This is a genomic window from Halosimplex rarum, from assembly GCF_047715405.1.
GTDB lineage: Archaea > Halobacteriota > Halobacteria > Halobacteriales > Haloarculaceae > Halosimplex > Halosimplex rarum.
Genome location: NZ_CP180412.1, coordinates 896,059 through 909,839 on the forward strand (window position 1 = coordinate 896,059; position 13,781 = coordinate 909,839).

The window sequence follows — 13,781 nt, forward strand, 5'->3', positions numbered from 1 at the left end:
CGCGGTCGTCGCCTCCCCGGCGCGACCGCTCCGGTGCCGGCGCGAACCGGTGGGCGGATCCCGAGGGCTATCATATTTAGTCGGGGCGCTTGTGAACGTCGGTATGGATCCGGACCTCTCGGCACTGGACGCGTACCTCGACGAACAGGACATCGACGGCTACCTCGTCCACGCGGACTCGACGGACTCGAACCAGTACTACCTCTCCGGGTTCGACGCGCCGGACCCCTTCGTGACCCTCTACGACGGCGATGTCCGCCTCCTCTTCCACCGGAGCCTGGAGTTCGGGCGGGCCAAGCGCGAGTCCCGCGCCGCTACCGTCGAGCGGTCGATCGACTACGGCTACGGCGAGTACAGCGAGGAGCACGACCCTCACGAGGCCTCCTACCGCGTCCTCGCCGACTTCCTCGACGCGTACGACGTGGACGCCGTCGCCGTGCCGCCGCGGTTCCCGATCCACACCGCCGACGGCCTGCGCGACCTCGGCGTGAGCGTCACGGCCGACCGCGACGACACCGTCTCCGCTATCCGCGCGGTCAAGACCGGCGAGGAGATCGACCACGTCCGCGAGGCCCAGAAAGCGAACGAAGCCGCGATGCACGCGGCAGAGGACCTGATCGCGAACGCGGACGTTCGCGACGGGACGCTCTACCACGAGGGCGAACCGCTGACGAGCGAGGCCGTCAAGACCGAGATCGAGGTGACGCTGCTGCGTCACGGCTGCGCGCTCGACGAGACCATCGTCGCCTGCGGCGCGGACGCCGCCGACCCCCACGAACGCGGCGCCGGCCCGCTCGCCGCGGACGAACCCATTATCGTCGACATCTTCCCGCAGAACAAGGCCACGAAGTACCACGCGGACATGACTCGCACGTTCTGCAAGGGCGAGCCGACGGAGACGGTCCGCGAGTGGTACGACTTGACCGAGGAGGCATACCGGGCGGCGCTCGACGCGGTCGAACCGGGCGCGACAGGCGCCGACGTCCACGCCGCGGCCTGCGACGTGTACGAAGCGGCGGGCGAACCGACCCTCCGGAGCGACGAGAGCACCGAGACGGGGTTCATCCACTCCACGGGCCACGGCGTCGGCCTCGACGTCCACGAGGGCCCGAGTCTCGCGCCCAGCGGCGAGGAACTCCAACCGGGCCACGTGATCACCATCGAGCCCGGCCTGTACGATCCAGAGGTCGGCGGCGTCCGCATCGAGGACCTCGTCGTCGTCACCGAGGACGGCTACGAGAACCTCACCGACTACCGCGTCGAGCTGACCGTGTAGACGTTCGGGTTCTCGGCTTCAGACCGTTTCGCCCGCGAACCGGTGGAATGCGAATCGACTCGCGAGTCCGCCGAACAGGAGGCCGACGACGCCACCGGCGATCATCGCGGCGCTCTCGCCCCCGTCGAGCGCGAGCGTGAGCGCGACGGTTCCGCTCGTGACGACGGCGATCGCCAGGGCCATCGCGGCGCCGACGACGGCGGCCGACCGCCACGGGACTTCGATCCGGAGCCCGCGCCAGTACCCGAGACTCGGGCCCGCCGCCGTGGCGAACCAGACCGGATAGATCGCGACCGCCCCGGTCGCGGCCGCAGCGACGAGACCGGCCGGGATCGCCACTGCGACGGCGACGAGCGCGACGACGGTATCGGCGGAGAACAGTTCCTCCTTCCACCGGCGCACGAGGTCCGTACGGAGTGACTCGGGTTCGTCTGTGGAGGGCATCGTCCCCGATTTCGTTCGCTCGACTCGTAATCTTTGTGTCAATGTGTCGTCTCGCGGTCGGCGCGTCCGCCTCCCGGGCGTCTCGGAACGGGATCGGCGGTAGACGCAACGCCTAACCGCGACCACGTCCATGCGTGGATATGACCGACTACACCACCGTCTCGATCCCCAAGGACCTCGCCGACCGCGTCGACGAGACGATCGAGGGGACGAGCTTCTCCAGCACGAGCGACCTCGTCCGCTTTCTCCTCCGCAGCATCGTCATCCAGCGCGAGCAGCAGGGCGAACTCACCGAGGCGGAGTTCTCGGAGATAGCCGATCAGCTGGAAGACCTGGGCTATCTCGACTGAGCGACGCCGGTCGGCGCCGCTCGGCCAGTCGCGCTCACTCGGGGAACTCCTCGGGAGGTTCGACGTCGAGGAATTCGAGCGGCTGTTCCTCGCCGCGGCGGTCGAAAACGGCGACCGACTCCTCGTCCCAGGGCGGGACGGCGACGAAGATGAGCTGGTGGAAGTCGTCGCGCTGGCGGACGCGCAACTCGCCGTTGGGATGGGAGACGAACCGCCCCTGGGTCTGCCCGGCGGGTGTCCCGAGGTCGACGCCGAAGACGAAGTTCACCGACCCCGCGGAGTCGGGGTAGTAGAAGTGGGTGAACACCGGCGTCTCGGGCGGGAGGTCGACCTCCGGCAGGTCCGCGGCCGGCGTCACCGAGAGCGATATCGTCACCGTCTCGGGGTCGGACTCGCGGGCGAACCGGAGGCACGATTCGACCAGTCCGCGCGTCGCGTACACCACACTGCCTCCTTTCGCTGGTATCGGGAAAACTCCGTCGCTCGTCCCGAATCGCCGGCTTAGGAGAGGAACTCTCGCGCCGTTTCGGCGTAGAGCCGCGGCGCGCGCCAGCGCGCGCTGTCGAGCGCCTCGGCCAGCGCGCCGGCGGCGTCGTCGAACACCCCGGCGCCGTGCCCGGTGAGGATCCGGTCGGGGCCGAACCGGCCGAGCGACCGCGGCGGCGTCAGGCGCAGCGCGGGGTGGACGCCCAGCCGCTCGTTCCCGGCCCGGAAGTACGCGGCCGTCCCGACGGCCTCCGGGACGACGAGCGTCTTCGAGTCCTCGTCGTAGAGGAACGCCTCCGTCCACAGCGGGTTGTCGATGAGTTTGTGCAGGTCGTAGTCGGAGTCGGGGAGCCCTCGGCGGATCGTCCGGACGGGCGCGTCGACGTCCGCGGGTACGTCGTCCATCCACTCGGGGACGAAGACGGGAACGTCGTGTCTGCGGGCGATCGCCGCCGAGTCGCGCGTGTGTCGGTCGAGGAGGACGACCGTGCCGCGGACCGTCCCGAGGTCGGCCAGCCGCTCGTCCAGCCCCTCGACGTCGACCGGATCGACGAGCCACACGTCGTCACCGTCGACGAGCGCGTGGCTGGTCCGTTGCATCTTCTCGTCGGGATGGGCGATCCAGCCCGTCCCGCCGTCCCACTGGTCGATCTCCCGCCACGACGGCGCCCTCCCGGTGGCTTTCATCGGCATGGATCGGCGTTAGGGCGCCGGCCACATAAGCGGCGAGACGGGCCGCGTCACGAACCCGCGGATCGGTGACCGCGGTGGCCGTGTCGGCGTTCCTCAGTCCAGCCGACTGGTGTCGATGCTGACGCCCGGGGGCGTCACGACGAGGAAGCCGCGGAAGTGCATGAGCTCACCGTCGGCGTCGCGGACGTCGCGGGCGAACCCCGAGGCGAGTTCGTTCACGTCCCCCTCGACCGAGAGAACGAGCGTCTGCCCGTCGTCGATCGCCGCGAGCCACTCCTCCTCCGGCGTCGACCCGTCGAGCACGCCGAGGACGACCCGGCCGCCGCTGTCGTCGTCGCCGTCTCCCTCGTCCGTCAGCTCCTCCTCGACCGTCTGGAGGTCGAGGTCGATCTCGCTCATACCCCCATCTCAGCGTCGACCGAGAAAAAGGTGTGCGCCCGAGCGTGGTGGTGTTCGGTCCCTGTGTGAAGTGCCCGATTCCGACCTGACACTCTCCGTTCGTGAGACACAGGATGTGCAGTATCGTGCGAGTGAATCTCATCCATCGGTGCGAAAGTAGGAACAGTTCGTCAATACGGAGTTATTCTCTCACCGGTCGTAGAGAGTAGCGGTGATCCAAAATGGCAACCACCGAACCGGGAGCGGTCAATGGCGTCGCTCTCTCCGAACTCGAAGGTGCAATTGAGACGATAAGCGACGACCCCGACGTCGGGATGTTCAGGTTCCGGGCGAAAACCGAGTGGGAAGATGCACTCAAGTCCGTGACGACTATCGACGAGTTCGACCAGGCGGGCGAGACTGTCCACACCCGCGAGTTCACGCTTCAGGGCGACGAACCGGAGCAGATCCTCGGCGAGCGAACCGGCCCGAACGCCGTCGAACTGCTGCTCGGCGCACTCGGTTCGTGCCTGAGCGTCGGCTACGCGGCCAACGCCGCAGCAATGGGTATCGAACTCGACGATCTGCGCTTCGAGCTGAAGGGTGACGTCGACCTCCGGGGCTTCCTCGGCATCGCAGAAGACGTGCGCCCGGGATACGAGTCGATCACCTGCACGGCGTACGTAGAGTCGGCTGCCTCCGAAGACGACCTCACGGAGTTACGCGAACGCGTCGAGGCGACCTCGCCGCTCGTGGACGCGATCACGAACGAGGTCCCGCTCGAAACCCGACTCGTCGTCGAATAACTTCGCTTTTTTGTGGGTGGACACGGAGAAACCCACGCTCTGTCGGCGGTCTGTCTCGACCACGGTTCCGGGCGACCGCCGGACTCAAACCACCGCGGCGGCAATCCATGGTATGAGCGACACCGACGACTGGGCCGAGCAGTTACGAGCCAACAGGACCGAGAAAGACGACTTCTTCGCCGAGCACCCGCAGTCGCCGATCCCCCCCGAAGATCGCGACGAGTTCGACGGCCTGGACTACTTCGAACCCGACCCGGACTACCGCGTCGAGGCGACCGTCACCGTTCACGACGAACCCGATCCCGTCGAGATGGAGACCAGCGACGGCCGCACGGTCCGCTACGAGCGCGTCGTCACCTTCTCGTTCGACCTCGACAGCGAGTCGTACCAACTCCACGGCTACCGGCAGGGGCCCGAGGACCAGACCGTCTTCGTCCCGTTCCGCGACAAGACGACCGGCCAGCAGACCTACGAGGGCGGCCGGTACATGGAACTGGAGCCCGACCGCGACCTCGACGACGGCGACGAGGTGACGGTCGACTTCAACCTCGCGTACTCGCCGTTCTGCGCGTTCAGCGAGACGTTCGCCTGCCCCTACCCGCCCGAGGAGAACTGGCTGGAGACTGTCGTCCGCGCCGGCGAACAGATCGAGTGATTGTCCGGGGCCGCTAACTGGCGGCGGCCGTCGCCGTCGCTGATACGCTTTTCCGCCCGCGGTCCGTAGCTGCACCAGTGCTCTCGGATGTACTCGGCGTGCATCACGTCTCGGCGATCGCCGGCGACCCGACCGAGAACCGCCGGTTCTACGCGGACGCGCTCGGCCTCCGGTTCGCCCTCCGCACGGTGAACTTCGAGGAACCGTTCGTCTATCACCTCTACTACGGCGACGAGCGCGGGGCGCCCGGTTCCGTGCTCACCTTCTTCACTTACCCCCGAGAGGAACCGGGCCGGATCGGCAAACCGGACATCACGACCGCCGCACTCCGGGTGCCGGCCGACTCGCTGGAGTTCTGGCGGGACCGATTCGCCGACCACGGGGTCGACTGCGACCCGATCGAGGAGCGATTCGGCGAGTCGTTCCTCCCGTTCCGGGACCCCGACGGGACGCCGCTCGGCCTGGTGGGCGTCGACGCCGACACCGACACCGGCGCGCCGCGGACAGACCCGAACGCGGGCGAAGCCCGCCGCTGGACCGGCGGAGACGTTCCCGCGGAGCGAGCGATCAGGGGGATCCGCGGCGTGTCGATGCGGTCGGCGGACCCCTACGTCACGGCGAGCCTGCTCGACACCTTCGGGTTCGAACTGGTCGCCGAGCGGGGAGACGCGGTCCGCTATCGCCTGCCGGGTGGTCGCGGGTCGGTCGTCGACCTGCTTACCGACGACGCGCCGTACGGGCGCGAGGGCCGCGGTTCGATCCACCACGTCGCCCTGAGCGTCGAGAGCGGGGCCCAACTCCGCGAGTGGCGTGACCTCCTCGCCGAGCGCGATCTGGACCCGTCGCGGGTGAAGGACCGCCACTTCTTCGAATCGCTGTACGTCCGCGACGGCGCGGGCGTCCTCTTCGAACTGGCGACCGAGCGACCTGGGCTCGGTGTCGGCCAGCGCGAACCCGACCCCGCCGGCTCGCTGGTGTTACCCCCCTGGCTCGAAGCCGACCGCGAGATGATCGCGGGACAGCTCCCGCCGTTCGACGGCTGAATCCCGTCGGACCGACTCCGTCACTGCGACCGAGGCGCCACGGTCAACTCCGGGAGGTTGGCCTCGATCTCGTCGCGGCGGTCTTCGAGCCACTCGGGGAGGACGAGGTTCTCCCCGAGTTCGTCGACGTCCTCGTCGACGGTGTAGCCGGGACTCTTGGTGGCGAACTCGAAGAGGACGCCTCCCTCGGTGCGGGCGTAGATCGACCTGAACCACTTGCGGTCGATGATCTGGGTCGGCCGGAGGCCGCGTTCGACGAGCGCGTCGTGCCACTGGGCCTGCTCGGCGTCGGAGACCTGGAACGCGACGTGGTGGACCGTCCCCGCGCCGGGTTCGCCGCGCGGCGCCTCCGGGTCTTCGAGCAGGTCGACGACGTAGCCGAGTTCCCCGCCGGCCTCGAAGCGCTGTCTGCGGTTTTCGCTCCGCGTGGGCTGAAATCCCATCGTCTTGAGCAGGTTCGCGGTCTGGCTGACCGTCGCGAGCGAGAGCGTCACGCCGAAGAAACCGCGGATCGCGTGCTCTGTGGGGACGGGCCCCTCCGGAGGGTCGCCCGCCGGCGCGTCCGCGCGTCCGACGAGTTCGATGGGGAGCCCGTCGGGGTCGTGGAACCGGATCACGGTGTCGCCGTAGCGGTCGTGCGGTTCCTCCGCCTCGACGCCTTCCGATTCGAGCCTGTCGAGCCAGAAATCGGCAGACGCCGCCGGGATCAGGAACTGGACCGCCGCGACCTGGCCGGTCCCGACGCGGCCGGGGCTGGCGTCGGCGTAGGGGAAAAACGTCATGCTCGTGCCCGGCGTGCCGCTCCGGTCGCCGTAGAAGAGGTGGTAGACCGATACGTCGTCCTGGTTGACGCTGCGCTTTACCAGTCGTAACCCGAGCGTCTCGGTGTAGAACTCGTAGTTGCGCCCCGGGTCGCTCGCGATCGCCGTCACGTGGTGGATTCCCGGAATGTCGGCTGGCATGATCCTCGGATAGGACTTCGACGCCGATAACCCCTTTGTCGACGCACTCAAACCCTCGATATCGGACGGTACCGCACGTCTGAGATCCGCTCTCTCACTCCGTCGAACCGCCGGCGAAACGGCCGCCTGAACCGTCGATCAGATCGGCGACCAGTTCGTCGACGGCCGCGAGGTCGCCGTCGGTGAACCCGTGCCCCTCCCCCTCGTGGATCCGTTCGGTCACGTCGCCGCCGAGCGCGGCGAACACCGCCGCGGTCTCGCGCAGGCGCTCGACCGGGACCCGGTCGTCGCCCTCGTGGCCGCAGACGAGCACCGGCGTCCCGTCGAGTGACCCGTCGTACTCGCCCACGTCCGGTCCCATCAGGCCGCCGCTGGACAGGACGACGCCGCCGCAGGGTCGCGGCGCGCGAGCGACGAACTCGCTCAGGACGCAGGCGCCCTGCGAGACGCCGAGGAGAAGCGTTCGCTCCGTCGGGACGCCGGCGGCCACGACCGTCTCGACGGCGTCGCCGACCGCGTTGAGCGCCGACGAGAAGCCGGGTTCGTTCGAGACGGTCGGCGCGCGGAACGACCCGGGGTACCAGCGGTTGCGGTGGGCCTGCGGCGCGACGAGCGCGAGACCGTGTCGATAGAACTCGTCTGCGAGCGCGGCGATGCCCTCGGCGGTCCCGCCGCGTCCGTGGACGAGCACCGCGGCGGCGTCGGCGACCGACAGCGGGGCGCCGGCGGTCACCAGCGACTGGTTCTGATGGGGTCCCGCCATCTCAGTCGCCCCGGTTCGGTGTTCGGCGGTCGACAGCGGTGCTCGACGAGTGCATCCGGTTCGACAGTGTGGAGCAGGCGACTTGAACCCCCGGCGGGCCGCGGCCGCCGCGTCTCCCGCGGCGTCGCTCGTCACTCCATCCCTCGCGTCTGCCGGCCAGCGGCTTTTCCGTGTGAGTCGCTTACAGGGACCACTCGTGCCAGACAGCTACGCAATCGACGCCGACTGGACGGCGTTGTACATCGACGGCGAGTGGACCGAGGCCGCGGGCGGAGAGACGATCCCGGTGGAGGACCCCTCGACACGCGAGACGGTCGCCGAAGTGCCGGCCGGGACCGAAGACGACGTCGACGCCGCCTACGAAGCGGCCGCCGCGGCTCAGCAGGAATGGGCCGACCAGCCGCCCGCCCGACGCGAGGGCGTCGTCCAGGACGCGCTCCAGACGCTCCAGGAGCATCGAGACGAGGTCGTCGACCTGCTCGCCTCCGAGGCGGGCGGGGGGCAGATAATGGGCGAGACGTCGATCCAGATCGCGAGCGACCAACTGGGCGAGGCGGCGACGTTGCCCCGCCGGATGAAAGGCGAGTTCGCCGACTCCAACATCGAGGGCAAGGAGAACATCGTCAGGCGGATCCCCCGGGGCGTCGTGACCGCCATCTCGCCGTGGAACTTCCCGCTGAACCTCTCGATGCGGGCGGTCGCGCCGGCGCTGGCGACGGGCAACGCCGTCGTGCTCAAGCCCGCGACGAACGCGCCGATCACCGGCGGGCTGGTCTTCGCGAAGATCTTCGAGGACGCCGGGCTCCCGGACGGACTGCTCAACGTGGTCACCGGCAGCGGGTCGGACATCGGCGACGCCGTCGTCGGCCACCCGGAGAGCGACATGGTCGCGTTCACGGGCTCGACGCCGGTGGGTCGGCAGGTCGCCGCGACGGCGGCGGAGAATCTCGCCGCGCAGGCGATGGAACTCGGCGGGAACAACGCCCACGTCGTGACTGGCGACGCCGACCTGGAACAGGCGATCGACAGCGCCACGTTCGGCTCGTTCGTGCACCAGGGACAGGTCTGCATCTCGATCAATCGCCACGTCGTCCACGAGTCGATCTACGACGACTACGTCGCGGCACTGACCGACCGCGCCGAGTCGCTGCCGGTCGGCAGCGCCCACGAGGCGGACACCGTCGTCGGCCCGATCATCGACGAGTCCCAGCGCGACCAGATGCTGGAGTACGTCGAGGAGACCGTCGACGCCGGCGCGACGCTGGAGACCGGTGGCGAGACCGCCGACATCGAGGGCGTCGACGACTCGCTCGTCGTGAAGCCGACGGTGCTGTCGGACGTGACCAACGACATGTCCGCGGCGTGTTTCGAGCACTTCGGCCCCATCGCACCGGTGATCCCCTTCTCGGACGTCGACGAGGCCGTCGAGATCGCCAACGACACCGAGTACGGGCTGTCGGGGTCGGTCCACGCCGGCGACATCGGGCGAGGCCTGGACATCGCAGACCGAATGAAGACGGGCCACGTCCACGTGAACGACCAGCCGATCAACGACGAAGCTCACGTCACGTTCAGCGGCACGCGAGCGTCGGGGATGGGCGGGTACAACGACGGGACGATCCTCGACGAGGTGACCGAGACGAAGTGGATCTCGCTGCAGCGCGAACCGCGGGAGTACCCGTTCTAGGGGTTTTCAGGGGCCGCTCCCCCCGTAGAATTCCGTTCGATCGGTCGCTCGTCCGTCTCGACCAGCCGCTCCCGTGTCCCCTTGCAGTGGTCGAGACGGAAGTCCGGCTGTCCCCGAGGCGGACGATCCGAAATCAAGCAGACAGCCGGACAGCGCCGGCTCACGAGTCCGCGTCGGACTCGCCGTCCTCGATGCGCTCGAGCCACGCTTCGAGCTGGTCGTGGCCTCGATACCGATACTGGCGACTGCGGGAGTCGTACTCGAGGATCCCGGCCTCCTCCAGTTTCGGCATGTGGATGTGGTGGAGCGCCGTCTCGATCTGTTCGTGACCCGGACACTCGCCGAAGCGGGTCTGTTCCCGTTGCAGGAGATGCCGGACGCACTCGTCCAGGCTCGCCGTCTGCTCGTTCGAGTCGATCAGGTGCCGGAGCAGGTCGCGCCGCTGGTGGTCCGCGAGCAGCGACAGGACCGCGTCTACTGACAGCGAGGCGGCGTAATGCTCCTCGTCTGTTCCCGATTCTCGTCCCGAATCTGTCTGTGTCTCTCCGACCTCGCACATCGAATCTACACCCGTGCGTAGTATGGCATGTGGTAGCAAATAGCTTGGGTGTCCGGCGGGTGGTCGCCGACCGACCGGGCCCGTCGCCGGGTCGTCCGCCGAAATATCCGACGGCCGCGCGCACTCGGGGCGGGCGCGCTGGGGCTCGGTCTCCGGCGGTCACAGAGGGACCAGATCAGCGAGAAGGTCTCTGCCATCGCGAAAGACACGGGCGCCGCCGCTCTCGACCCGACCTGTGCCACGTGTTGACGGGGAACCGCTCCGAGCGGTGACTTTATATACGACGAAGGGACAGGTTATAGGTACAATGTCCAACACTGAGGGCACGTCGGCTTCGCCGGCGGATCGAGTTCTTCCGGGGTACTCTAAATAGTACCTCTGAAGTAGACGAGGCACGCATTTTCGACACGACGCTCCGCGACGGGGAGCAGTCACCACGCACGTCGTTCTCGTACGAAGACAAACGCGAGATAGCGGCTGTGCTAGACGACATGGGCACCCACGTCATCGAGGCGGGGTTCCCGGTCAACTCCGACGCGGAATTCGAGGCCGTCCGCGACATCGCGGAAGCGACCTCGACGACGACCTGCGGGTTAGCGCGGGTCGTCGAGAAAGACGTCGAAGCGGCACTGGACTCGGGCGTCGAGCTGGTCCACGTGTTCGTCTCGACGAGCGACGTACAGCTGGAAGACTCCATGCACGCGACCCGCGAGCAGGCGAAAGAGCGCGCCGTCCAGTCGGTCGAGCGCGTCAAGGACGCGGGCGTCGAGTGCATGTTCTCGCCGATGGACGCCACCCGGACGGACGAGGCGTTCCTGATGGAGGTCGTCGACGCCGTCAGCGAGGCAGATGTCGACTGGATCAACATCCCCGACACCTGCGGGGTCGCCACGCCCGGCCGCTTCCGCGACATGATCGCGAAGGTAGTCGATCGGACGGACGCCCAGATCGACGTGCACACGCACGACGACTTCGGGCTGGCCGCCGCGAACGCGCTGTCGGGCTACGAGGCCGGCGCCGCGCAGGCGCAGGTCTCGGTCAACGGCATCGGCGAGCGGGCGGGCAACGCGGCCTACGAGGAGGTCGTGATGGCCCTGGAGTCGCTGTACGACGTCGACACCGGGATCGACACGACGCGGATCACCGAGATCTCCCGGACCATCGAGGGCAAGAGCGACATTCCGGTGCCGGCCAACAAGCCGGTCGTCGGCCGCAACGCCTTCTCCCACGAGAGCGGGATCCACGCGGCCGGCGTCATCGAGAACTCCGACACGTTCGAGCCGGGGGTCATGACCCCGGAGATGGTCGGGGCCGAGCGCGAACTCGTCCTGGGCAAGCACACCGGCCAGCACTCGGTGCGAGAGCGGCTGGTCGACGCGGGCTACGCGCCCACCGACGAGGAAGTGCGCGCGGTCACCCGGCGCGTCAAGGAGTACGGCGCGGAGAAGAACCGCGTCACCATGCAGGTCCTGGAGGAGTTCGCCCAGGACGTCGGCGTCGACCGCGAGGTCGAGGAAGAGGAGGTCCGGGCGTAGGACGATGCCCGCCTCCACGGTCGCCGAGCACACCCAGCGAGAGCCAGATCCAACGCCGGGAGCCGAGCGGCCGTCCCCGGACCGGACACGGAAAATTTATTGCCGCCGGTGTGCAGAGTGTCGTAGTGATGAGAGAAACCGCTGGGTTCGGCGAGGGACCGCTCGCCCTCAGCGGTGCGATTCGCGTTCGTATCGTAGGGGCGCCCTAGCCCCACCAGTCGCACATCCATTCTCGGCGGACGCATCGATTCGACGCGGAGCGGATTCGACGACCAACCCCACCAGACATGAGTGAACAAACACCGGTGTCGCCACCCGACGGCGAGACCACAGACGCGGACGAACAGGCGACGGAGACAGCGGAGGAGCCGGAGACGGCGCGGGCGACCGACGAGGGGAGCCCGACGACGAACGACACCGTGACGACGGGTGCGGAGTCGGTCGTCGCGGCGCTCGAACAGGCCGGCGCGGAGACGCTGTTCGGCGTCCAGGGCGGGGCGATCATGCCCGTCTACGACGCGCTGTACGACTCCGAGGAGCTGACCCACATCACGATGGCCCACGAGCAGGGCGCCTCCCACGCGGCGGACGCCTACGGCATCGTCTCCGGGAAGCCGGGCGTCTGCCTGGCGACCTCGGGTCCCGGCGCGACGAACCTCGTGACTGGTATCGCCGACGCGAACATGGACTCGGACCCGATGATCGCGCTGACGGGGCAGGTCGCGACGGAGATGGTCGGCAACGACGCCTTCCAGGAGACCGACACCGTCGGCGTGACCCAGCCGGTCACCAAGCACAGCTACTTCGCCGACGACCCCGACACCATCGGGACCGAGGTCGGCGAGGCGTTCGCGCTCGCCGACGAGGGTCGACAGGGGCCGACGCTGGTCGACCTTCCCAAGGACGTCACCCAGGGCGAGACCGACCGGTTCCCGGCCCAGCCGGAGACGCCGGACACGTACAACCCGCCGACGACGGCCGAGGAGGGGGCGGTCGACTCGGCGGCCGCCGCGCTCGCCGAGGCCGAGAAACCGGTCATCCTCGCTGGCGGCGGCGTCATCAAGGCCGACGCCAGCGACGAACTCCGGCAGTTCGCCACAGAGTACGAGATCCCGGTCATCACGACGATGCCCGGTATCGGCTCGTTCCCGGAGGACCACGAGCTGAGCCTGGAGTGGGCCGGGATGCACGGCACCGGCTACGCCAACATGGCGATCACGAACACCGACTGCATGCTCGCGATCGGGACGCGCTTCGACGACCGCCTGACCGGCGGCGTCGAGACGTTCGCGCCGGACGCCGAGCTGATCCACGTCGACATCGACCCCGCGGAGATCAGCAAAAACATCGAGGCGGACCACCCGCTCGTCGGCGACGCGAAACAGGTCCTGCGCCAGCTCGACGACGCGATGCCCGTCGCCTACGAGGCGATGGACACCTCGCCGCAGGCCTACGGCGAGTGGCGCGAGCAGTGCCAGACCTGGAAAGACGAGTACGCGATGACCTACGACATGCCGGAGGACGAGCCGCTCAAACCGCAGTACGTGGTCGAGCGGTTCTCCGAGCTGGCCGACGACGACGCCATCGTCACGACCGGCGTCGGGCAGCACCAGATGTGGGCCAGCCAGTTCTGGACGTACACCGAACCCCGAACGTGGGTCTCCAGCCACGGCCTGGGCACGATGGGCTACGGCGTCCCCTCGGCCATCGGCGCGAAGATCGCCGCGCCCGACCAGGAGGTCGTCTGCTTCGACGGCGACGGCTCCTTCCTGATGACGGTTCAAGAACTCAGCGTCGCGGTCCGGGAGGACCTGGACATCACGTACGTCGTCCTGAACAACGAGGCGGTCGGGATGGTCCGCCAGTGGCAGGACGGCTTCTACGAGGGCCGGCGGATGGCCTCGGAGTACCCGTGGATCCCGCAGTTCGACATGCTCGCCGAGGCCTTCGGCGCTCGGGGCTTCCGCCTGGAGGACTACGAGTCGGTCGACGAGGTCATCGAGGCCGCGCGCGAGTACGACGGCCCGGCGGTCGTCGACGCGATCATCGACCCGGCGGAGAACGTCTACCCGATGGTCCCCAGCGGCGGGGACAACGGGCTGTTCGCACTGAACGGCGACCAGCTGGGAGACATCTGAGATGGC

The 13,781-nt window shown here is 68.5% G+C and carries 15 protein-coding genes; 8 read left to right on the top strand and 7 right to left on the bottom strand.

All coding sequences use genetic code 11. From position 1 onward, the window contains the following. Positions 1 to 103: 103 nt before the first annotated feature. The gene (locus ACMGFH_RS04415; RefSeq protein ID WP_415381579.1) at positions 104 to 1,276 is read left to right on the top strand and encodes a M24 family metallopeptidase; all 1,173 of its coding nucleotides are present in this window, start codon (positions 104 to 106) and stop codon (positions 1,274 to 1,276) included. Positions 1,277 to 1,294: 18 nt separating this feature from the next. On the opposite strand, the gene ACMGFH_RS04420 is transcribed toward ACMGFH_RS04415, so the two are convergent. After that, a complete protein-coding gene (locus ACMGFH_RS04420) occupies positions 1,295 to 1,720 on the bottom strand; it encodes a hypothetical protein (RefSeq protein ID WP_415381580.1) in 426 nt (141 codons plus the stop codon). A gap of 140 nt (positions 1,721 to 1,860) precedes the next feature. Between ACMGFH_RS04420 and ACMGFH_RS04425 the strand changes: the two genes are divergently transcribed. After that, positions 1,861 to 2,070, top strand: a complete 210-nt coding sequence (locus ACMGFH_RS04425; RefSeq protein WP_415381581.1) for a CopG family ribbon-helix-helix protein — start codon at positions 1,861 to 1,863, stop codon at positions 2,068 to 2,070. A 34-nt stretch (positions 2,071 to 2,104) separates the two neighbouring features. Here ACMGFH_RS04425 and ACMGFH_RS04430 read toward each other — a convergent pair whose 3' ends face one another. The 3 genes from ACMGFH_RS04430 to ACMGFH_RS04440 all read right to left on the bottom strand — a co-directional run bounded on the left by ACMGFH_RS04430 (position 2,105) and on the right by ACMGFH_RS04440 (position 3,648). Next, the gene (locus tag ACMGFH_RS04430) at positions 2,105 to 2,515 is read right to left on the bottom strand and encodes a hypothetical protein (RefSeq protein ID WP_415381582.1); all 411 of its coding nucleotides are present in this window, start codon (positions 2,513 to 2,515) and stop codon (positions 2,105 to 2,107) included. 56 nt (positions 2,516 to 2,571) lie between these two features. Then, positions 2,572 to 3,249: a hypothetical protein gene (locus tag ACMGFH_RS04435; RefSeq protein ID WP_415381583.1), complete on the bottom strand. Its 678-nt coding sequence runs from the start codon at positions 3,247 to 3,249 to the stop codon at positions 2,572 to 2,574. A 93-nt stretch (positions 3,250 to 3,342) separates the two neighbouring features. Continuing rightward, positions 3,343 to 3,648, bottom strand: coding sequence for a DUF5779 family protein (locus tag ACMGFH_RS04440; protein WP_415381584.1), 306 nt, complete (start codon positions 3,646 to 3,648; stop codon positions 3,343 to 3,345). Between the two features lie 221 nt (positions 3,649 to 3,869). Here ACMGFH_RS04440 and ACMGFH_RS04445 point away from each other — a divergent pair, with 221 nt between their 5' ends. The 3 genes from ACMGFH_RS04445 to ACMGFH_RS04455 all read left to right on the top strand — a co-directional run bounded on the left by ACMGFH_RS04445 (position 3,870) and on the right by ACMGFH_RS04455 (position 6,131). Beyond that, entirely contained in the window at positions 3,870 to 4,433 is a 564-nt protein-coding gene (locus ACMGFH_RS04445; protein ID WP_415381585.1) for an OsmC family protein, read from the top strand. A gap of 112 nt (positions 4,434 to 4,545) precedes the next feature. Further along, positions 4,546 to 5,088 (top strand): DUF1684 domain-containing protein, encoded by a 543-nt coding sequence (locus tag ACMGFH_RS04450; RefSeq protein WP_415381586.1) that lies wholly within the window; start codon positions 4,546 to 4,548, stop codon positions 5,086 to 5,088. A 77-nt stretch (positions 5,089 to 5,165) separates the two neighbouring features. Then, the gene (locus tag ACMGFH_RS04455) at positions 5,166 to 6,131 is read left to right on the top strand and encodes a VOC family protein (protein WP_415381587.1); all 966 of its coding nucleotides are present in this window, start codon (positions 5,166 to 5,168) and stop codon (positions 6,129 to 6,131) included. 20 nt (positions 6,132 to 6,151) lie between these two features. Here ACMGFH_RS04455 and ACMGFH_RS04460 read toward each other — a convergent pair whose 3' ends face one another. Together ACMGFH_RS04460 and ACMGFH_RS04465 are read right to left on the bottom strand one after the other, a co-directional pair. Beyond that, entirely contained in the window at positions 6,152 to 7,093 is a 942-nt protein-coding gene (locus ACMGFH_RS04460; RefSeq protein ID WP_415381588.1) for a VOC family protein, read from the bottom strand. A gap of 94 nt (positions 7,094 to 7,187) precedes the next feature. Further along, positions 7,188 to 7,856: an alpha/beta hydrolase gene (locus ACMGFH_RS04465; protein WP_415381589.1), complete on the bottom strand. Its 669-nt coding sequence runs from the start codon at positions 7,854 to 7,856 to the stop codon at positions 7,188 to 7,190. 196 nt (positions 7,857 to 8,052) lie between these two features. Between ACMGFH_RS04465 and ACMGFH_RS04470 the strand changes: the two genes are divergently transcribed. Beyond that, entirely contained in the window at positions 8,053 to 9,543 is a 1,491-nt protein-coding gene (locus tag ACMGFH_RS04470; RefSeq protein ID WP_415381590.1) for an aldehyde dehydrogenase family protein, read from the top strand. A 160-nt stretch (positions 9,544 to 9,703) separates the two neighbouring features. Here ACMGFH_RS04470 and ACMGFH_RS04475 read toward each other — a convergent pair whose 3' ends face one another. Then, positions 9,704 to 10,102 (bottom strand): ArsR family transcriptional regulator, encoded by a 399-nt coding sequence (locus tag ACMGFH_RS04475; protein WP_415381591.1) that lies wholly within the window; start codon positions 10,100 to 10,102, stop codon positions 9,704 to 9,706. Positions 10,103 to 10,419: 317 nt separating this feature from the next. On the opposite strand from ACMGFH_RS04475, the gene ACMGFH_RS04480 reads away from it, so the two are divergent. Together ACMGFH_RS04480 and ilvB are read left to right on the top strand one after the other, a co-directional pair. Beyond that, the gene (locus ACMGFH_RS04480; RefSeq protein ID WP_415383191.1) at positions 10,420 to 11,637 is read left to right on the top strand and encodes a LeuA family protein; all 1,218 of its coding nucleotides are present in this window, start codon (positions 10,420 to 10,422) and stop codon (positions 11,635 to 11,637) included. 287 nt (positions 11,638 to 11,924) lie between these two features. Further along, entirely contained in the window at positions 11,925 to 13,775 is a 1,851-nt protein-coding gene (ilvB, locus tag ACMGFH_RS04485; RefSeq protein WP_415381592.1) for a biosynthetic-type acetolactate synthase large subunit, read from the top strand. Positions 13,776 to 13,781: the final 6 nt, after the last annotated feature.